The following is a 19,565-nucleotide window of genomic DNA, read 5'->3' as shown; positions in this document are numbered from 1 at the left end:
TGTATCGAGAAATCTGAAGATGTCTGAACCACGTTTCGTTCACCTGCGGGTGCACAGCGACTACTCTATGATCGATGGGCTGGCGAAGACCGGGCCGCTGGTGAAAAAGGCGGCCTCATTAGGTATGCCTGCGCTGGCGATCACCGATTTTACCAACCTCTGCGGTCTGGTGAAGTTCTACGGAGCGGGTCATGGCGCGGGCATTAAACCCATCGTCGGGGCGGACTTTAATGTTCACAACGAACTGCTGGGAGATGAGCTGACTCATCTGACGGTACTGGCGGCGAATAATACGGGATACCAGAACCTGACGTTGCTGATCTCGAAAGCGTATCAGCGCGGCTACGGCGCGGCAGGCCCGATTATCGAGCGCGACTGGCTGGTAGAGCTTAAAGAAGGTTTGATCCTGCTTTCCGGCGGGCGCATGGGCGACGTAGGCCGCTGTCTGCTACGCGGCAACCAGGCGCTGGTGGAGGAGTGCGTTGCTTTCTATGAAGCGCATTTTCCCGATCGCTACTTCCTGGAACTGATCCGCACCGGCAGACAGGATGAAGAGACCTATCTCCATGCTGCGGTTGAACTGGCTGAGGCACGTGGTTTGCCGGTTGTCGCGACAAACGATGTCCGTTTTCTTGAAAGCGATGATTTTGACGCCCATGAAATTCGTGTCGCGATCCACGACGGTTTCACGCTTGACGATCCTAAGCGTCCGCGCAATTACTCGCCGCAGCAATATATGCGCAGCATCGATGAGATGTGCGAGCTGTTCGCCGATATTCCGGAGGCGCTGGAAAATACGGTGGAGATTGCCAAACGCTGCAACGTAACGGTACGTCTGGGTGAATATTTCCTGCCGCAGTTCCCGACCGGCGATATGACCACCGAAGATTATCTGGTCAAAAAATCGAAAGAGGGGCTGGAAGAGCGTCTGGCTTTCCTGTTTCCGGACGAAGAAGAGCGCAAAAAGCGTCGCCCGGAATATGACGAGCGTCTGGATATTGAACTACAGGTTATCAACCAGATGGGGTTCCCTGGCTACTTCCTCATCGTGATGGAGTTTATCCAGTGGTCAAAAGATAACGGCGTGCCGGTAGGGCCGGGACGTGGTTCCGGGGCCGGTTCGCTGGTGGCCTACGCGCTGAAAATTACCGACCTTGATCCGCTGGAATTTGACCTGCTGTTCGAACGTTTCCTGAACCCGGAACGTGTCTCGATGCCTGACTTCGACGTTGACTTCTGTATGGAGAAACGCGACCAGGTGATTGAGCACGTCGCAGACATGTACGGGCGTGATGCGGTATCGCAGATTATCACCTTCGGTACGATGGCGGCGAAAGCCGTTATCCGCGATGTGGGCCGTGTGCTGGGGCATCCGTACGGTTTTGTGGATCGTATCTCGAAGCTGGTGCCGCCCGATCCGGGCATGACGCTGGCAAAAGCCTTTGAAGCGGAACCGCAACTGCCGGAAATTTACGAGGCGGACGAAGAGGTCAGAGCGCTGATCGATATGGCGCGTAAGCTTGAAGGTGTCACGCGTAACGCCGGTAAACACGCTGGTGGCGTGGTCATCGCGCCGACCAAAATTACCGACTTTGCGCCGCTGTACTGCGATGAAGAGGGCAAGCATCCGGTTACCCAGTTTGATAAAAGCGACGTGGAATATGCCGGACTGGTGAAGTTCGACTTCCTCGGTTTGCGTACGCTGACTATCATCAACTGGGCGCTGGAGATGATCAACAAGCGGCGCGAGAAAAACGGCGAGCCGCCGCTGGATATCGCCGCCATTCCGCTGGACGATAAAAAAAGCTTCGACATGCTGCAGCGCTCGGAAACCACGGCGGTCTTCCAGCTTGAATCGCGCGGTATGAAAGACCTGATCAAGCGTCTGCAGCCGGACTGCTTTGAAGATATGATCGCGCTGGTGGCCCTGTTCCGTCCCGGTCCGTTGCAGTCCGGGATGGTAGATAACTTTATCGACCGTAAGCACGGTCGTGAAGAACTCTCTTACCCGGACGTTCAGTGGCAGCATGAAAGCCTGAAGCCGGTACTGGAGCCGACCTACGGCATCATTCTGTATCAGGAACAGGTGATGCAGATTGCCCAGGTACTTTCCGGGTATACTCTCGGCGGCGCGGATATGCTGCGTCGTGCGATGGGTAAGAAAAAGCCGGAAGAGATGGCCAAACAGCGTTCCGTTTTTGAAGAGGGCGCGAAAAAGAACGGTATCGACGGCGAACTGGCGATGAAAATCTTTGACCTGGTGGAGAAATTCGCCGGTTACGGGTTTAACAAATCGCACTCCGCCGCTTATGCGCTGGTTTCTTATCAGACGCTATGGCTAAAGGCGCACTATCCGGCTGAATTTATGGCGGCGGTGATGACTGCCGATATGGACAACACCGAGAAGGTCGTCGGCCTGGTGGACGAGTGCTGGCGGATGGGACTGAAAATTCTGCCGCCGGATATTAACTCCGGATTGTACCATTTCCACGTTAACGATGAGGGCGAGATCGTCTACGGCATCGGCGCGATCAAAGGCGTCGGCGAAGGGCCGATCGAAGCGATCATCGACGCGCGTAATCAGGGCGGCTATTTCCGCGAACTGTTTGATCTGTGCGCGCGGACCGACACCAAAAAGCTCAACCGCCGGGTGCTGGAAAAGCTGATCATGTCCGGGGCGTTCGACCGCCTGGGGCCGCACCGCGCCGCGCTGATGAATTCATTGGGCGATGCGCTGAAAGCCGCCGACCAGCACGCCAAAGCGGAAGCTATCGGTCAGGCGGATATGTTCGGCGTACTGGCGGAAGAGCCGGAGCAAATCGAGCAATCCTATGCCAGCTGCCAGCCGTGGCCGGAGCAGGTGGTGTTAGATGGGGAACGTGAAACGTTGGGGCTGTACCTGACGGGCCACCCCATCAATCAGTATTTAAAAGAAATTGAGCGCTATGTTGGCGGGGTAAGGCTCAAAGACATGCATCCGACAGAACGTGGTAAAGTCACCACGGCTGCGGGGCTCGTGATTGCCGCAAGGGTTATGGTCACCAAGCGCGGCAATCGTATCGGCATCTGTACGCTGGATGACCGTTCCGGGCGTCTGGAAGTGATGTTATTTACCGACGCGCTGGATAAATACCAGCAGTTGCTGGAAAAAGACCGCATACTTATCGTCAGCGGACAGGTCAGCTTTGATGACTTCAGCGGGGGGCTTAAAATGACCGCCCGCGAAGTGATGGATATTGACGAAGCTCGCGAAAAATACGCTCGCGGGCTTGCTATCTCGCTGACGGACAGGCAAATTGATGACCAGCTTTTAAACCGACTCCGTCAGTCTCTGGAACCCCACCGCTCGGGGACCATTCCAGTACATCTCTACTATCAGAGGGCGGATGCGCGTGCGCGGCTGCGTTTTGGCGCAACGTGGCGTGTCTCTCCGAGCGATCGTTTACTTAACGATCTGCGTGGCCTCATTGGTTCGGAGCAGGTGGAACTGGAGTTTGACTAATACAGGAATACTATGAGTCTGAATTTCCTTGATTTTGAACAGCCGATAGCAGAGCTGGAAGCGAAAATCGATTCTCTGACTGCGGTAAGCCGCCAGGATGAGAAACTGGATATTAATATCGATGAAGAAGTCCATCGCCTGCGCGAAAAAAGCGTAGAACTGACGCGCAAAATCTTCGCCGATCTCGGCGCATGGCAGGTAGCCCAACTGGCGCGCCATCCGCAGCGTCCGTACACCCTGGATTATGTCCGTCTGGCGTTTGATGAGTTTGATGAGCTGGCGGGCGATCGCGCCTATGCTGATGACAAAGCCATCGTCGGCGGTATCGCGCGTCTGGAAGGGCGGCCGGTGATGATCATTGGTCATCAGAAAGGTCGTGAAACCAAAGAAAAAATTCGTCGTAACTTTGGCATGCCAGCGCCGGAAGGCTACCGCAAAGCGCTGCGCCTGATGGAAATGGCTGAACGCTTCAACATGCCGATTATCACCTTCATCGACACCCCGGGCGCTTACCCTGGCGTGGGCGCGGAAGAGCGTGGTCAGTCTGAAGCTATCGCCCGCAACCTGCGTGAGATGTCTCGTCTGAACGTACCGGTCATCTGCACCGTGATTGGCGAAGGCGGCTCCGGCGGCGCATTGGCGATTGGCGTGGGTGATAAAGTGAATATGCTGCAATACAGCACCTATTCCGTTATCTCCCCGGAAGGTTGTGCCTCTATTTTGTGGAAGAGCGCCGACAAAGCGCCATTGGCTGCTGAAGCAATGGGCATCATCGCGCCGCGTCTGAAAGAGCTGAAGCTAATCGATTCCATCATTCCGGAGCCGCTGGGCGGCGCGCACCGTAATCCGGAAGCGATGGCGGCATCGCTAAAAGCGCAGCTGCTGGAAGATTTAGCCGATCTCGATGTGTTAAGCACCGATGGTTTAAAAAACCGTCGTTACCAGCGTTTGATGAGCTACGGTTACGCCTAATCATTTACCTCATTTTTCCCAGGAGGCCGGATAATCCGGCCTCTTTTTTTTGGACGAGGAAAAATGAGACGCCGATGAGTTGATGTGATTAAACGCAACGGCATGTTCTCCCTGACACTGTAGCAACTGCCAGGCGTGTGGCCAGGGCAGGCAGTGAACTACCCTTCAAGGAGAAAATTATGGGATTGCAAAAAACACTGGCGCTCAGCGCCGTAGCGGCAGGGATCATGTTGAGCTTATCCGGTGCGCAGGCTGCGCCGCTGCTTAGCAGTAGTGAGCCAATGACCATCAACGCCAGCGATCTGGCGGCGAAAGAAAAAGCGCTGACGGATTTTCCGTTAATGGAGGCTGTGAAATCCTCTATTCAGACGTTGGATAACAGCGCGGTCGAACAAATTGAGCCGGGGCGCGCCGCTAACCCGGCAAACGTAAAACGCGTTGAAAGTATTCTGAAAGAGGCCGACTGGGATTATCTGTTCCCGATGCGCGCGCCGGAATACACTTACTCTAACTTCCTGAAAGCGATAGGTAAATTCCCGGCGGTTTGTGGTACCTACACCGATGGACGCGATAGCGACGCTATCTGCCGTAAAACCCTGGCTACTATGTTTGCGCATTTTGCCCAGGAGACGGGCGGTCACGAAAGCTGGCGTGACATTCCGGAATGGCGTCAGGCGCTGGTCTATCTGCGCGAAGTCGGCTGGACTGAAGGGCAGAAAGGCGGCTACAACGGCGAATGTAACCCGGATGTATGGCAGGGCCAGACCTGGCCGTGCGGTAAAGATAAGGACGGCGATTTCCTCAGCTATTTTGGTCGCGGGGCAAAACAGCTTTCTTATAACTACAACTATGGGCCTTTCTCTGACGCGATGTATGGTGACGTTCGCCCTCTGCTGGATAAACCCGAGCTGGTGGCGGATACCTGGATGAACCTGGCGAGCGCCGTCTTCTTCTTTGTGTATCCGCAGCCGCCGAAGCCGTCTATGCTACATGTGATTGACGGTACCTGGCAGCCAAACGATCGCGATAAAGCAAACGGCCTGGTATCAGGTTTCGGCGTCACCATTCAGATCATCAATGGCGGCGTGGAGTGCGGCGGCGCAGATGAGAATGCGCAGTCGCTTAACCGTATTGCCTACTACAAAGAGTTTGCCAACTACCTGAAAGTGCCGGTGCCGGCTGACGAAGTGTTGGGCTGTAAAAAGATGAAGCAGTTCGATGAAGGCGGCGCTGGCGCGTTACCGATCTATTGGGAACAAGACTGGGGCTGGAGCGCCGATACTGCGGACGGTAAAACCTATTCCTGCCAGTTAGTGGGATATCAGACGCCGTATACCGCCTTTAAAGAGGGCGACTACACGAAATGTGTACAGCATTATTTCAACGTTAATGTCGTCGATGATAACGGAACCACTGAACCGGATGTCACGCCAACTCCGGCGCCAGTGACGGATGAAAACGTGGCGCCAGTCGCGCGCATTGCCGGGCCGGTCGGGGCGGTGGAAGCTGGTAGCCCGGTTTCACTCAGCGCGGAAGGATCGACCGACGCGAATGGCGACAAGCTCACCTATACCTGGATGTCGCAGGATGGCAAAACGCTGAGCGGTCAGGATAAAGCCGTTGTGATTTTCAACGCGCCGGATGTCACTCAGAACACCCAGTATGTGGTGAATCTGACCGTTAGCGACGGTACGCTCTCCAGCACTGCAGTTTATACGCTGAATGTGAAAGCGAAGGCCGCCGCTGCGGATGACGAAGATAAGACCACCAGCTACCCTGCCTGGAGCAGCAGCCAGAAATGGAATCCGGGCGACATCGTCAACAGTAATGGCGCATTGTACCAGTGCAAACCGTTCCCGGAAGGCTCATGGTGTAATGTTGCGCCTGCCTACTATGAGCCCGGCGTAGGGATTGCCTGGGCCGATGCATGGAACGCATTGTAATAAGATAAATCCTGTCGGTGCTTTGCATCGGCAGGATTGTTACTATGCTTATCTCAGGTTTTTTCAGGAGAAAGCATGAACATCATCGCCATTATGGGGCCGCACGGGGTTTATTATAAAGATGAACCCATCAAGGAGCTTGAGCGTGCATTACAATCCCTGGGATTTCAAATTATCTGGCCGCAAAATAGCGTTGACTTGTTGAAGTTTATTGAACATAACCCGCGCATCTGCGGCGTTATTTTTGACTGGGATGAATACAGTCTCGACCTTTGTAGCGAAATCAACCAGCTAAATGAATACCTTCCTCTCTACGCCTTTATCAATACCAACTCCACGCTGGACGTTAGCGTTCACGATATGCGCATGGCGCTGTGGTTTTTTGAGTATGCATTGGGGCTGGCTGAAGATATCGCGACACGCATTCATCAATATACAAACGAATATCTCGATAATATTACGCCGCCGTTTACCAAAGCGCTGTTTACCTACGCCAAAGAAGGAAAATATACCTTTTGTACGCCGGGTCATATGGCGGGAACGGCGTATCAGAAAAGCCCGCCAGGCTGTCTGTTTTATGACTTTTTTGGCGGCAATACCTTAAAGGCCGATGTGTCGATTTCGGTGACTGAACTGGGATCGCTGCTGGATCACACCGGGCCGCATCTGGAAGCGGAAGAGTATATCGCCCGTACTTTTGGCGCCGAGCAGAGTTATATGGTGACGAACGGTACGTCGACCTCGAATAAAATTGTCGGTATGTATGCCGCGCCTGCGGGAAGTACGCTACTTATTGATCGTAATTGCCATAAATCGCTGGCGCATTTGCTGATGATGAGCGATGTGGTGCCTCTCTGGTTGAAGCCGACGCGCAATGCGCTCGGTATTCTCGGCGGTATTCCTAAGCGTGAATTTACCCGCGACAGCATTGCGCGTAAGGTGGCGGAAACCGCGCAGGCGCAATGGCCGGTTCATGCGGTTATCACCAATTCGACTTACGATGGTCTGCTGTATAACACTAACTGGATCAAGCAGATGCTGGACGTTCCCTCGATCCATTTTGATTCCGCCTGGGTACCCTATACCCATTTCCATCCGATCTACCAGGGGAAAAGCGGGATGAGCGGCGATCGGGTGCCCGGAAAAGTGATTTTCGAAACGCAATCCACCCATAAAATGCTGGCGGCTTTTTCGCAGGCGTCGCTTATTCATATCAAAGGGGAATATGACGAAGAGACGTTTAACGAAGCGTTTATGATGCACACTTCCACATCGCCGAGCTATCCCATTGTCGCCTCTATCGAAACCGCAGCGGCGATGCTGCGCGGCAATCCAGGGAAAAGATTGATTAATCGTTCGGTGGAGCGGGCGCTCCATTTTCGTAAAGAGGTACAGCGGCTACGTGAAGAGTCCGATAGCTGGTTCTTTGATATCTGGCAGCCGGAAGAGGTTGATGAGGCCGAATGCTGGCCGGTCACGCCGGGAGAAACCTGGCATGGCTTCGCCGATGCCGATGACGATCATATGTTCCTCGATCCGGTTAAGGTGACAATCCTGACGCCGGGAATGGATGAACAGGGCAACATGAGCGAAGAGGGGATACCCGCCGCGCTGGTGGCGAAGTTCCTCGATGAGCGAGGCGTGGTGGTGGAAAAAACCGGGCCGTATAATCTGCTGTTTTTGTTCAGCATAGGGATTGATAAGACCCGTGCGATGGGGCTGCTGCGCGGACTGACAGAATTTAAACGGGCCTACGATCTTAACCTGCGCGTCAAAAATATGTTGCCGGATTTGTATGCGGAAGATCCGGATTTTTATCGCAATATGCGCATTCAGGATCTGGCGCAGGGGATCCATAAACTGATCCGCCAGCACGATCTTCCGGGGCTGATGTTGCGGGCGTTCGAGGTTTTACCGGAGATGATCATGACCCCGCACCAGGCCTGGCAGCGTCAGATCAAAGGCGAGGTGGAAACCGTGGCGCTCGATCAACTGCCAGGGCGCGTTTCCGCGAATATGATCCTGCCTTATCCGCCAGGCGTTCCGCTGTTGATGCCCGGCGAGAGGATCACGCAACAGAGTCGGGCTGTGCTCGATTTTCTGCTGATGCTCTGCTCGATTGGCCAGCATTATCCCGGTTTTGAAACGGATATTCACGGCGCGAAACGGAATGAAGACGGGGTGTACCAGGTACGAGTCTTAAAACACGCCTGTTAGCTTGCCTGACGGGAATGTGACGAGTAACGTACTGATAATCAATAAAGGAGACGCTATGCTGGGATTAAAACAGGTTCATCACATCGCGATCATTGCGACAGACTATGCGGTGAGCAAGGCGTTTTATTGCGATATTCTGGGGTTCGATCTGCTAAGCGAAGTCTGGCGGGAAGAGCGTGACTCGTGGAAGGGCGATTTGGCACTAAACGGGCAGTATGTGATTGAGCTTTTCTCTTTTCCCTTCCCTCCGGCGCGTCCAAGCCGACCTGAAGCCTGCGGCCTGCGCCATCTGGCTTTCAGCGTGGAAAATGTGGAAAACGCCGTTGCGCATCTGGAAAAGCATCAGGTTAAGTGCGAACCGATACGCATCGATCCGTATACCGGGAAGCGCTTTACTTTTTTCAACGATCCGGACGGTTTACCGCTTGAGCTGTATGAGCAGTAAGGCTTGTCATTAAGACGCTCGCCAGGTAACGTTGCCGGGCTAAGTCACTATAAGCATGGATCATGACCACTCTCACGTTGAATACCTCGTTACTCTCTTCTCGCCGTATTCTGGCTGCCTTTAGCGGTGGCCTGGATTCTACGGTGCTTCTGCATCAACTGGTGTTGTGGCGAGAACGCCATCCTGACGTCACGCTGCGTGCTATCCATATTCATCACGGTTTAAGCCCTCATGCTGATAGCTGGGTGCGGCATTGCGAAACCGTATGCGAACGCTGGCAGGTTCCGCTGGTAGTGGAGCGGGTGACGCTGGCAGATAATGGCCTGGGTATCGAGGCCCATGCGCGTGAAGCGCGCTACCGGGCGTTCGCACAGACGCTATTGCCTGGCGAAGTGCTGGCAACCGCGCAGCACCTTGACGATCAGTGTGAAACATTCCTGCTGGCGTTAAAGCGCGGCAGCGGTCCGGCCGGACTTTCCGCGATGGGAGAATGCTCGCCTTTTGCCGGAACTCTGCTTCTTCGCCCGCTGTTGAGAGAAACGCGGAAGACGCTGGAACAGTGGGCTGTGCGTCATGGCTTATGCTGGATTGAAGATGAAAGCAATCAGGATGACGCCTACGATCGCAATTTCTTACGCCTGCGCGCGCTTCCGCTCTTGCAGCAGCGCTGGCCGCATTTTCCTGCGGCGGTAGCCCGTAGCGCGACGCTCTGCGCCGAGCAAGAAAGGCTGCTGGACGAGCTTCTGGCCAGCGATTTTACGGACTGTATCACGACGGAGGGAACATTGCGGCTCTCTCCATTAATGTCGATGAGCGATGTACGGCGGGCGGCGATTTTGCGTCGCTGGCTGGCGATGCGTAATGCGCCGATGCCCTCTCGCGACGCGCTGGAACGTATCTGGCAGGAGGTGGCGCTGGCGCGCGACGATGCCTCTCCCTGTTTACGCTTTGGCGATCACGAGATTCGCCGTTATCAGTCGCAACTGTGGTGGATTAAATCCGTGGCCGGACAACACGAAACGACGGTCGCCTGGCCCGTCTGGCAAACACCGCTGGCGCTGCCTGCCGGCTTAGGGACCGTACAGCTCGTTCCTGGCGGCGAACTGCGCCGACCGCGAGAGGAAGAATCCGTCAGCATTCGGTTTAAGGCGCCAGGGTTGCTACACATTGTGGGACGTCACGGCGGACGTAAATTAAAGAAAATCTGGCAGGAGCAGGGGATCCCGCCCTGGCGACGAGATACCACGCCGCTGTTGTTTTACGGCGAAACGCTGATTGCGGCTGCGGGTGTTTTTGTGACGCGTGAGGGAGCAGCAGAAGATAAAGAAGGGGTGAGTCTGGTTTGGCATGCCTGATGGCGCTGCGCTTATCAGGCCTACGTATCGCATGGAACGTAGGCCGGATAAGGTGCTTGCACCGCCATCCGGCAACAAAATGCTCAGGATTCGCTAACTACCACGGTACCAATTTCCGGGTGGCTGAAACTGGCGATTTTATCGAGACGAAGCTCACAAGACTCGCCGGAAACCTCGGCAAGCAGATATTCTACGTTTTTACGTAAGATCAAATCGTTCGCTTTTGCCTGCAAAACCTCGCCATCTTTTAACGTTAGCGTCAGTATTAAATGATGCATGCAGGCAAGCTCAAGACTATCGTAGTCATCGCAATTAATGGGTTGATACGTTTCATTCATTGACATAATCGCTCACCAGTAAGTTCGCGGCAGCATAAGCTGCCTTTTCCCTGACCGACTCTGAAAGGGCGCTATCTGCCGCCACTTCATTAAGCACTTTCAATACACAACCCAGCGCATCCGGGACATACCCTAAGTCTCCGCTGGCGATTTCCGCATACCGCTTGCGTACTAACTCACAATATTTTTCCACATGCCCTCCTGTCAGCATTCTGACTTAACCGTGGATGCAAGTCTAAGCCTACGAAGTTAAATCTTGTTTAGCAAGGTGACTATACCATACTCATTTGCGCAATATCAGCGCCTGACGCGAGTGGGTAAAAGATTCGTTAACAGCCTTTTAGCGCGGTTTTCGCTACAATGGGCGCCTGATTCGAAAGGAGTTTTCTCATGGCGCTTAAAGCGACAATTTATAAAGCCGTCGTCAATGTGGCTGACCTTGATCGCAACCGGTTTCTGGATGCGGCATTGACGCTGGCGCGTCACCCTTCTGAAACGCAGGAGCGCATGATGCTGCGCCTGTTGGCATGGATAAAATATGCTGATGAACGGTTGCAGTTTACACGCGGGCTCAGCGCGGAAGATGAGCCGGAGGCCTGGCTGCGCAACGATCATCTGGGCATCGATCTCTGGATAGAGCTGGGGCTGCCGGATGAGCGCCGTATTAAGAAAGCCTGTACTCAGGCGAGCGACGTCGCGCTCTTTGCTTATAACTCCCGGGCGGCGCAAATCTGGTGGCAGCAGCATCAAAGCAAGTGCGCGCAGTTCGCTAACCTGTCCGTCTGGTATCTGGATGACGGGCAACTGGCGCAGCTCAGTGAATTTGCCGATCGTACCATGACGCTACAGGCGACGATTCAGGACGGCGCAATCTGGCTTTCTGATGCTCGGAATAATCTGGAAATACAGCTAACCGCCTGGCAACAGCCCTCATGATTGCCATCTCCCGGACGGTCTCCATAGCCGATAATGAGCTGGAAATTACGGCCATTCGCGCGCAGGGCGCGGGTGGTCAGCACGTAAATAAGACCTCTAGCGCGATTCATTTGCGCTTTGACATTCGGGCCTCTGGCCTGCCAGAGTATTATAAACAGCGTTTGCTGACGGCCAGCCACCATCTGATAAGCGATGATGGCGTCATTATCATTAAGGCGCAGGAGTTCCGGAGCCAGGAGCTCAACCGGGAAGCGGCTATCGCCAGGCTGGTTGCCGTCATAAAAGAATTAACCGCGGAGCAGAAAAGCCGTCGCGCAACCCGTCCGACGCGTGCCTCGAAAGAGCGCCGCTTGTCCTCAAAGGCGCAAAAATCTTCTGTAAAGGCGCTTCGCGGCAAAGTTCGTCGTCCACTGGATTGACGGGCAGGAATAGCAATTTCATAAGGATTTTATGGTGAGAACAGCAATATTGTCAGTAGCGGCAGCCTGTACGCTATTTGCATTGATAGGGTGTAATAACCGTGCGGAAGTTGACGCCCTGCAACCTGCGCAGGCGGCGGAATTAAAACCCATGCAGCAAAGCTGGCGCGGCGTGCTGCCCTGTGCGGATTGTGAAGGTATTGAAACGTCACTGTTTCTGGAAAAAGACGGCACATGGGTGATGAACGAGCGCTATCAGGGCGTGCGCGAAGAACCTTCCTCTTTTGCGTCATACGGTACCTGGGCGCGGACGGCGGATAAACTGGTGTTAACCGACAGCAATGGCGAGAAATCGTATTATCGCGCGAAAGGCAATGCGCTGGAGATGCTCGACAGAGAAGGCAATCCGGTGGCTTCGCAGCTTAATTATACGCTTGTGCCTGTTACCGCCAGCCTGCCGGTAACGCCAATGCCGTTGCGTGGTATGTATGTATACAGGGCCGATGCGGCGACCTTTACCGATTGTGCGACCGGAAAACGGCTGCCGGTCGCCAGTAACGCCCAGCTTGAGCGCGGCTATCTGACGGCGAAAGGTGAAGCGGAAAAACCGGTGCTGCTGACGGTAGAAGGGCATTTTGTGTTTGCCGCGAACCCGGACACGGGCGAGCCGGTAAAAATGCTAATAGCCGATAAAAACGCGAAGTTTGCGCCGGGTAAAGATTGCACTCACTAATAAAAGGCCTCGCAGGGTGCGAGGCCTTTACATATCTACCGGATGGCGCCGGGCAATCCCAACAAAATGTCGTTTAGCCTTTAATCGCCTTGACCAGATAATCAACGATATCGCCGGTTTTAATCAGCGATTTTTCACCGCTACGACGGTATTTATACTCAATATCGTCGTTATCCAGGTTGCGATCGCCAATCACGATAGTATGTGGAATACCAATCAGCTCCATATCGGCAAACATCACGCCCGGGCGCTCTTTACGGTCGTCCATCAGCACTTCAATGCCCTGCGCGCGCAATTCGCTGTACAGCTTTTCCGCCAGCTCCTGCACACGGAAGGATTTGTGCATATTCATCGGCAGAATAGCGACCTGGAAAGGCGCAATGGCGTCAGGCCATACAATGCCGCGCTCGTCAAAGTTCTGCTCGATAGCCGCAGCAACGACACGTGTTACGCCGATACCGTAGCAGCCCATTGTCAGGATCTGGTTACGGCCATCTTCACCCTGAACGGAGGCTTTCAGCGCTTCTGAGTACTTGGTACCTAACTGGAAGATGTGACCCACTTCGATACCGCGTTTGATAAGCAACGTTCCCTGACCATCCGGACTCGGATCGCCGGCGACTACGTTACGGATGTCGGCAACAACAGGCGTCGCCACATCGCGATCCCAGTTAATACCAAAGTAGTGTTTACCGTCGATGTTGGCGCCAGCGGCAAAATCGCTCATGGCGGCAACGGTACGATCGATGATGACCGGAATCGGCATATTGACCGGGCCGAGGGAGCCAGGGCCGGCATTAATTACGGCGCGAATCTCTTCTTCGGTAGCGAAGGTCAGCGGGCTGGCAACGTGCGGCAGTTTTTCCGCTTTAACTTCATTCAGTTCATGATCGCCGCGAACCAGCAGAGCCACCAGCGGAGACTTGCTGTCTTTCGCCGCTTTCACCAGCAGCGTTTTTACCGTTTTTTCAATTGGCAGGTTGAACTGTTCCACCAGCTCCGCGATGGTTTTGGCATTTGGCGTATCGACCAGAGTCATTTCCTGCGTCGCCGCTGCGCGCGGCGTTTGCGGCGCGATAGCTTCTGCCAGTTCAATGTTAGCCGCGTAATCAGAAACATCAGAGAAAACGATATCGTCTTCGCCGCTTTGCGCCAGCACCTGGAATTCATGCGAGGCGTTGCCGCCGATAGAACCGGTATCGGCCTGTACCGCGCGGAAATCCAGCCCCATACGGCTGAAGATACGGCTATACGCGGCGTACATGGCGTCATAGGTTTCCTGCAACGACTCCTGAGAGGTGTGGAAAGAGTAAGCATCTTTCATCAGGAATTCGCGCGAACGCATCACGCCAAAGCGCGGACGCACTTCATCACGGAATTTGGTCTGGATTTGGAAGAAGTTCAGCGGCAACTGCTTATAAGAGCTGAGTTCATTACGCACCAGATCGGTGATAACTTCTTCGTGGGTCGGGCCGAGTACGAACGGACGCTCGCCACGGTCGACAAAACGCAGCAGTTCCGGACCGTACTGTTCCCAACGACCACTCTCTTGCCACAGGTCGGCTGGCTGAACGACTGGCATCGACACCTCGATAGCACCGGCGTTGTTCATCTCTTCACGCACGATGTTTTCGACTTTTTTCAGGACGCGCAGGCCGGTCGGCAGCCAGGTATATAACCCGGAGGCGAGCTTGCGGATCATCCCGGCGCGCAGCATCAGCTGGTGGCTGATAACCTCGGCGTCGGCAGGTGTCTCCTTCAGAGTGGAGAGCAGGTATTGGCTAGTACGCATGTTGTTACGGTTCCAGTTGAACGATCGAACAGGCTCAATGTGAGCCTGATACAAAAAAAGTGATTTAGTTTACCAGCGTGCAAGAGATGTCAAAAGAGAAGGGAGTGAAATTACCGTGGTTCCAGCGCAAACACTTCAAATCCAGTGCTAACCACACGCCAGCGCACGTTAAAATCATGCAGCCAGACGGCATAGGTTTTGCCCGTCTCTTCACCCTTACGATAAGCCGGGCGAGGATCTTGCGCCAGCACATCGCAAATAAATGTCCGTAGCTGCGGATAACGCCTTTCCAGCGTCGTAAGCTGTTGAGCCACCTCAGCGGTAAAACTCACGGGCATTTCAGCTATCGGCGCCTGTTGCGCATAGCTGGCGGCGGCGTCCGGTAAGGCCTCGGCAAACGGTAAATACGGTTTGATATCCACCACCGGCGTGCCATCCACCAGATCCAGACTGCCTAATTTCAGAATTACGCTCTCTTTCCGGCACTCGATACCTTTTAGCGCAACGAGCGACATGCCAATCGGATTGGGGCGGAACGTGGAGCGCGTGGCAAAAACGCCCATTCTGGCGTTACCGCCAAGACGGGGCGGACGAACTGTTGGCCGCCAGCCGCCGTCTATCGTCTGATGAAAAACGAAAAGCACCCACAAATGGCTGAACGCCTCCAGGCCGCGAACGGCATCGGCCTGGTTGTAAGGCGCTATCAGATGTAGTTCGCCGCAGGCGCTTTTGACCAGACCGGGCTGGCGCGGAACGGCGAATTTTTCTTTATAGGGGGAGCGAATAACGCCGATTTGTTCAAACTGAAAGCTGCTCATTTCGCCGAAATATTCAGGGCGGACCCGATACAAACCGCCTGACGATAGCAGCCTGGCGTGCCGCTGGTAATTTCACAGCTGTGCAGCAGGACGGCGTTGGCTTTCATTTTAGATGCATTAATCTGCATACGCTTGCGCGCAGTTGGAATGTTAGGCGGAGAGTCTTGATTTGTCGCCTGGCAGGATTCGCCGCTAACCTCGCCAAGATCGCGGAAAGGTTTGCCGACTAAGTCTTCAGCATTGGTGTAAATCCTGACGGGAGCGGCACGCGGCGCTTTAGGTTTCTCCGGCTCCGCTTTTGGCGGGGTTGCGGTGCTTTGAACGGGTTCAACAGGGGATCTGCTTAGCATGGAACAACCGCCCAGCATGAGTGCCAATAAACAGATCGGTAAAGCACGCATAATATTTCCTCAATGAATGTTCTAATTGCCAGATATTGAATCAGGAGCTTGCATAAATGACAAGACGGGCAATAGCCCGTCCTGAATAATATTACAGATTGTGGAATCAGCCTAAAACTTACCAGCCTTTCACCGCACCGCCATTAAAAACTTTATTTGCGGCTTCGTACACTTCATCAGACTGATAAGCCTGAACGAATTTTTTCACATTCTCGGCGTCTTTGTTATCTTCACGCGTCACGATCAGGTTAACGTACGGAGAATCTTTATCTTCAACGAAGATACCGTCTTTCGCTGGCGTCAGGCCAATCTGGCTGGCGTAAGTCGTATTGATGACCGCTAACGCGATCTGCGCGTCATCCAGCGAACGCGGCAACTGCGGCGCTTCCAGCTCAACAATTTTCAGATTTTTCGGGTTTTCGACGATATCCAGCGAGGTAGGAAGCAGACCGACGCCGTCTTTCAGTTTAATCAGCCCTACTTTTTGCAGCAGCAACAGGGAACGACCAAGGTTGGTCGGGTCGTTAGGCACAGCGACCTGGGAACCGTCCTTGAGCTCATCCAGAGATTTGATTTTTTTGGAATATCCTGCAATGGGATAGACAAAAGTCTTACCAACGGAAACCAGTTTGTAGCCGCGATCTTTGATTTGCTGATCCAGATACGGTTTGTGCTGGAAGGCATTGGCATCGATATCGCCTTTGCTCAGCGCTTCATTAGGCAGAACATAATCATTAAAGGTCACCAATTCCACGTCCAGGCCGTATTTTTCTTTCGCGACTTTCTGCGCGACTTCGGCAACTTGCTGCTCTGCGCCAACGATTACGCCGACTTTAATATGATTCGGATCTTTTTCATCCTGACCGCAACCCGCAAGTGCCAGAGAACCAATCAGAGCACCCACTGCCGCAAAGGTTTTGAATTTGAACGCCATGCTTATTTCCTTAATGAGTATTTGTGTTGTGTTTAACGTTACTTATGCGTGACAGCCCTGACGATGCGATCGCCGGATAACTGAATTAAATAAACCAGAACGACAAGTAATACCAGCACCGTATTCATCACGGTAGCATTGTATCCAATATAACCGTACTGATAGCCGATTTGACCGAGGCCGCCTGCGCCGACGGCGCCGCCCATTGCGGAGTAACCGACCAGGGTGATCAATGTAATGGTTGCCGCATTCACCAGACCAGGCAGCGCTTCCGGTAAAAGGATTTTACGTACAATTTGCAGCGGCGTGGCGCCCATCGCTCGCGAAGCTTCAATCAGCCCGGCAGGGATCTCTAATAACGCATTTTCCACCATACGGGCGATAAAAGGCGCGGCACCGACGGTCAGCGGTACAATCGCGGCCTGCAAACCAATGGAGGTGCCGACAATTATTCGGGTAAAAGGAATCATCCACACCAGCAGGATGATAAAGGGAATCGAGCGGAAAATATTGACCACCGCAGAGAGGGAGCGATACAGCCTGGCGTTCTCCATAATCTGCCCCGGGCGCGTAACATACAGCAATACGCCAACCGGCAGGCCAATCACGAAACCGAAGAAACCGGAGACAAAGGTCATCGCCAACGTTTCCCAAACGCCACGAACCAGTAACCACATCATTGCCTCAGACATAACCCAGTACCTCTACTTTCACATGGTGATCCTGCAGCCAGGCAATTGCGGCTTGCGTCTCTTCTTGTGTGCCGTGCATTTCCGTTAGCATAATGCCGAACTTCACACCGCCCGCGTAATCCATCTGCGCGCTGATAATATTATTGTTCACGTTGAAACGACGCGCGGTTTCAGAAAGCAGCGGGGCATCCACAGACTGCCCGGTGAACTCCATGCGCAGCATCGGCACGCTGTCAGTTTCCGGCGACGCTTTCAAACGCGCCTGGTAATCTTCCGGAATGTCCAGATGCAGAGTGGACTGAATAAACTTCTGCGCCAGCGGCGTTTTAGGATGCGAGAAGACTTCGCTGACCGTATCCTGCTCAATAAGCTCGCCATTACTGATAACGGCAACGCAGTCGCAGATACGTTTCACGACATCCATTTCATGAGTGATAAGCAGAATCGTCAACCCCAAACGACGGTTGATATCTTTCAGCAATTCCAGAATCGAACGGGTCGTCGCAGGATCAAGCGCGCTGGTGGCTTCATCGCACAGCAACACTTTTGGATTACTGGCTAACGCGCGGGCAATCGCGACACGCTGTTTCTGACCGCCGGAAAGATTTGCCGGATAGCTGTCGTGCTTGTCGCCAAGACCGACTAAATCCAGCAGCTCTGTGACACGGCGTTTGATCTCTTCCTTTGGTGTGTTATCCAGTTCCAGCGGCAGCGCGACGTTGCCAAACACGGTACGGGAAGAAAGCAGGTTAAAATGTTGGAAAATCATGCCGATTTGACGGCGAGCTTTGGTCAACTCAGACTCTGAAAGCGTTGTCAGCTCCTGACCGCCGACCTGAACGCTACCTTCGGTTGGGCGTTCAAGTAAGTTAACGCAGCGGATAAGCGTACTTTTACCGGCGCCGGATGCGCCGATGACGCCGTAAATTTGTCCGGCAGGGACATGCAGGCTGACATTGTTCAGCGCCTGAATGGTGCGCGCCCCCTGCTGGAACACTTTGGTAATATTCGAAAGTTTAATCATTGGTTATTTATTATCGTAATTAAGTTAGCCGTGGCATTTTCGTCTGTCTAATACGGTCAACGCCGTCAACAGAATGGATGTTAAGGCATCCAGACGTCTAAATCAATCAGGCTTTATACGATGAGCACTTTCTTGCCTGCTGAAACATGCGATACTAGCGCCACTTGCTTTACTCAGGAGCTATAAAAGGTGGCAAAGTCTGTACCCGCAATTTTTCTCGACCGTGACGGCACCATTAATGTGGATCACGGCTACGTACATGAAATCGATGCATTTGAGTTTATAGACGGTGTTATTGACGCGATGCGCGAGCTAAAAAAAATGGGCTATGCGCTGGTGGTGGTGACGAACCAGTCCGGAATCGCGCGCGGCAAATTCACTGAGGCGCAGTTTGAAACGTTAACCGAATGGATGGACTGGTCGTTGGCGGATCGCGATGTTGATTTGGACGGCATCTATTATTGTCCTCACCATCCGCAGGGCAGCATAGAAGAGTTCCGTCAGGTATGTGATTGCCGCAAGCCGCATCCAGGAATGCTTATCTCGGCGCGTGATTTCCTGCATATCGATATGGCGGCTTCTTATATGGTGGGAGACAAGCTGGAAGATATGCAGGCGGCAGCGGCGGCAAATGTCGGGACAAAAGTGCTGGTGCGTACGGGCAAACCGGTCACGGCAGAAGCAGAAAACGCGGCGGACTGGGTGTTAAACAGCCTTGCCGATCTGCCATCGGCGATAAAAAAGCAGCAAAAATAAGCGTTATGGATAAAAGATGAGCGGTTAAAACAAAAATGCATTTTTCCGCTTGTCTTCCTGAACCGACTCCCTATAATGCGCCTCCATCGACACGGCGGATGTGAATCACTTCACACAAACAGCCGGTCGGTTGAAGAGAAAAATCCTGAAATTCAGGGTTGACTCTGAAAGAGGAAAGCGTAATATACGCCACCTCGCGACGGTGAGCTGAAAGCCGCGTCGCACCTGCTCTTTAACAATTTATCAGACAATCTGTGTGGGCACTCGAAGATACGGATTCTTGACGTC

Annotated in this window: 18 protein-coding genes; 10 read left to right on the top strand and 8 right to left on the bottom strand. The window is 53.7% G+C overall.

Features of this window, described 5'->3' with window-relative positions:
* Positions 1–19: 19 nt before the first annotated feature.
* From dnaE to tilS, 6 genes are all read left to right on the top strand, one after another.
* On the top strand, positions 20–3,502 hold the full coding sequence (dnaE, locus tag ACLD3P_RS11520; RefSeq protein WP_001294832.1) for a DNA polymerase III subunit alpha: 3,483 nt from the start codon (positions 20–22) through the stop codon (positions 3,500–3,502).
* A gap of 12 nt (positions 3,503–3,514) precedes the next feature.
* Positions 3,515–4,474, top strand: coding sequence for an acetyl-CoA carboxylase carboxyl transferase subunit alpha (accA, locus tag ACLD3P_RS11515; RefSeq protein WP_411006702.1), 960 nt, complete (start codon positions 3,515–3,517; stop codon positions 4,472–4,474).
* Positions 4,475–4,653: 179 nt separating this feature from the next.
* A complete protein-coding gene (locus tag ACLD3P_RS11510; protein ID WP_000524168.1) occupies positions 4,654–6,417 on the top strand; it encodes a chitinase in 1,764 nt (587 codons plus the stop codon).
* A 75-nt stretch (positions 6,418–6,492) separates the two neighbouring features.
* The gene (gene ldcC, locus ACLD3P_RS11505; protein WP_001021042.1) at positions 6,493–8,634 is read left to right on the top strand and encodes a lysine decarboxylase LdcC; all 2,142 of its coding nucleotides are present in this window, start codon (positions 6,493–6,495) and stop codon (positions 8,632–8,634) included.
* A 55-nt stretch (positions 8,635–8,689) separates the two neighbouring features.
* Entirely contained in the window at positions 8,690–9,079 is a 390-nt protein-coding gene (locus ACLD3P_RS11500; protein WP_000901088.1) for a VOC family protein, read from the top strand.
* 62 nt (positions 9,080–9,141) lie between these two features.
* Positions 9,142–10,434 carry a tRNA lysidine(34) synthetase TilS gene (gene tilS, locus ACLD3P_RS11495; protein WP_219560971.1) on the top strand — a complete coding sequence of 431 codons (1,293 nt, stop codon included), beginning with the start codon at positions 9,142–9,144 and terminating at the stop codon, positions 10,432–10,434.
* A gap of 83 nt (positions 10,435–10,517) precedes the next feature.
* Here the strand turns inward: tilS and rof are convergent, their stop codons facing one another.
* Together rof and ACLD3P_RS11485 are read right to left on the bottom strand one after the other, a co-directional pair.
* The gene (gene rof / locus ACLD3P_RS11490) at positions 10,518–10,778 is read right to left on the bottom strand and encodes a Rho-binding antiterminator (RefSeq protein WP_000062330.1); all 261 of its coding nucleotides are present in this window, start codon (positions 10,776–10,778) and stop codon (positions 10,518–10,520) included.
* On the bottom strand, positions 10,765–10,965 hold the full coding sequence (locus tag ACLD3P_RS11485) for a YaeP family protein (protein ID WP_001518678.1): 201 nt from the start codon (positions 10,963–10,965) through the stop codon (positions 10,765–10,767). Before ACLD3P_RS11485 ends, rof begins: the two co-directional genes overlap by 14 nt.
* 197 nt (positions 10,966–11,162) lie before the next feature.
* Between ACLD3P_RS11485 and ACLD3P_RS11480 the strand changes: the two genes are divergently transcribed.
* The 3 genes from ACLD3P_RS11480 to nlpE are packed head-to-tail and all read left to right on the top strand — an operon-like array spanning position 11,163 to position 12,860.
* Entirely contained in the window at positions 11,163–11,708 is a 546-nt protein-coding gene (locus ACLD3P_RS11480; protein WP_001185319.1) for a YaeQ family protein, read from the top strand.
* Positions 11,705–12,127, top strand: a complete 423-nt coding sequence (gene arfB / locus ACLD3P_RS11475; protein WP_000560527.1) for an alternative ribosome rescue aminoacyl-tRNA hydrolase ArfB — start codon at positions 11,705–11,707, stop codon at positions 12,125–12,127. The genes ACLD3P_RS11480 and arfB overlap by 4 nt, the downstream gene beginning before the upstream one ends.
* A gap of 31 nt (positions 12,128–12,158) precedes the next feature.
* Positions 12,159–12,860, top strand: a complete 702-nt coding sequence (nlpE, locus tag ACLD3P_RS11470; protein WP_000252576.1) for an envelope stress response activation lipoprotein NlpE — start codon at positions 12,159–12,161, stop codon at positions 12,858–12,860.
* A 73-nt stretch (positions 12,861–12,933) separates the two neighbouring features.
* On the opposite strand, the gene proS is transcribed toward nlpE, so the two are convergent.
* The 6 genes from proS to metN all read right to left on the bottom strand — a co-directional run bounded on the left by proS (position 12,934) and on the right by metN (position 18,521).
* Entirely contained in the window at positions 12,934–14,652 is a 1,719-nt protein-coding gene (gene proS / locus ACLD3P_RS11465) for a proline--tRNA ligase (protein ID WP_001260672.1), read from the bottom strand.
* A 110-nt stretch (positions 14,653–14,762) separates the two neighbouring features.
* Positions 14,763–15,470 (bottom strand): tRNA (N6-threonylcarbamoyladenosine(37)-N6)-methyltransferase TrmO, encoded by a 708-nt coding sequence (tsaA, locus tag ACLD3P_RS11460; protein WP_000093982.1) that lies wholly within the window; start codon positions 15,468–15,470, stop codon positions 14,763–14,765.
* Positions 15,467–15,871 carry an Rcs stress response system protein RcsF gene (gene rcsF / locus ACLD3P_RS11455; protein ID WP_001202315.1) on the bottom strand — a complete coding sequence of 135 codons (405 nt, stop codon included), beginning with the start codon at positions 15,869–15,871 and terminating at the stop codon, positions 15,467–15,469. The genes tsaA and rcsF overlap by 4 nt, the downstream gene beginning before the upstream one ends.
* Positions 15,872–15,989: 118 nt before the next feature.
* A complete protein-coding gene (metQ, locus tag ACLD3P_RS11450; RefSeq protein WP_000874215.1) occupies positions 15,990–16,805 on the bottom strand; it encodes a methionine ABC transporter substrate-binding lipoprotein MetQ in 816 nt (271 codons plus the stop codon).
* A 38-nt stretch (positions 16,806–16,843) separates the two neighbouring features.
* Positions 16,844–17,497: a methionine ABC transporter permease MetI gene (locus ACLD3P_RS11445; protein ID WP_001287486.1), complete on the bottom strand. Its 654-nt coding sequence runs from the start codon at positions 17,495–17,497 to the stop codon at positions 16,844–16,846.
* Positions 17,490–18,521 carry a methionine ABC transporter ATP-binding protein MetN gene (gene metN, locus ACLD3P_RS11440; protein ID WP_000594017.1) on the bottom strand — a complete coding sequence of 344 codons (1,032 nt, stop codon included), beginning with the start codon at positions 18,519–18,521 and terminating at the stop codon, positions 17,490–17,492. Before metN ends, ACLD3P_RS11445 begins: the two co-directional genes overlap by 8 nt.
* Before the next feature lie 189 nt (positions 18,522–18,710).
* On the opposite strand from metN, the gene gmhB reads away from it, so the two are divergent.
* A complete protein-coding gene (gene gmhB / locus ACLD3P_RS11435) occupies positions 18,711–19,277 on the top strand; it encodes a D-glycero-beta-D-manno-heptose 1,7-bisphosphate 7-phosphatase (protein ID WP_001140158.1) in 567 nt (188 codons plus the stop codon).
* The last annotated feature ends 288 nt before the right edge of the window (positions 19,278–19,565 follow it).

Source organism: Salmonella sp. 741265073_HBA (assembly GCF_046569105.1).
GTDB lineage: Bacteria > Pseudomonadota > Gammaproteobacteria > Enterobacterales > Enterobacteriaceae > Salmonella > Salmonella enterica.
Note: the sequence above shows the minus strand (reverse complement) of the source record. Positions and strands in the feature narration are given on the sequence as shown.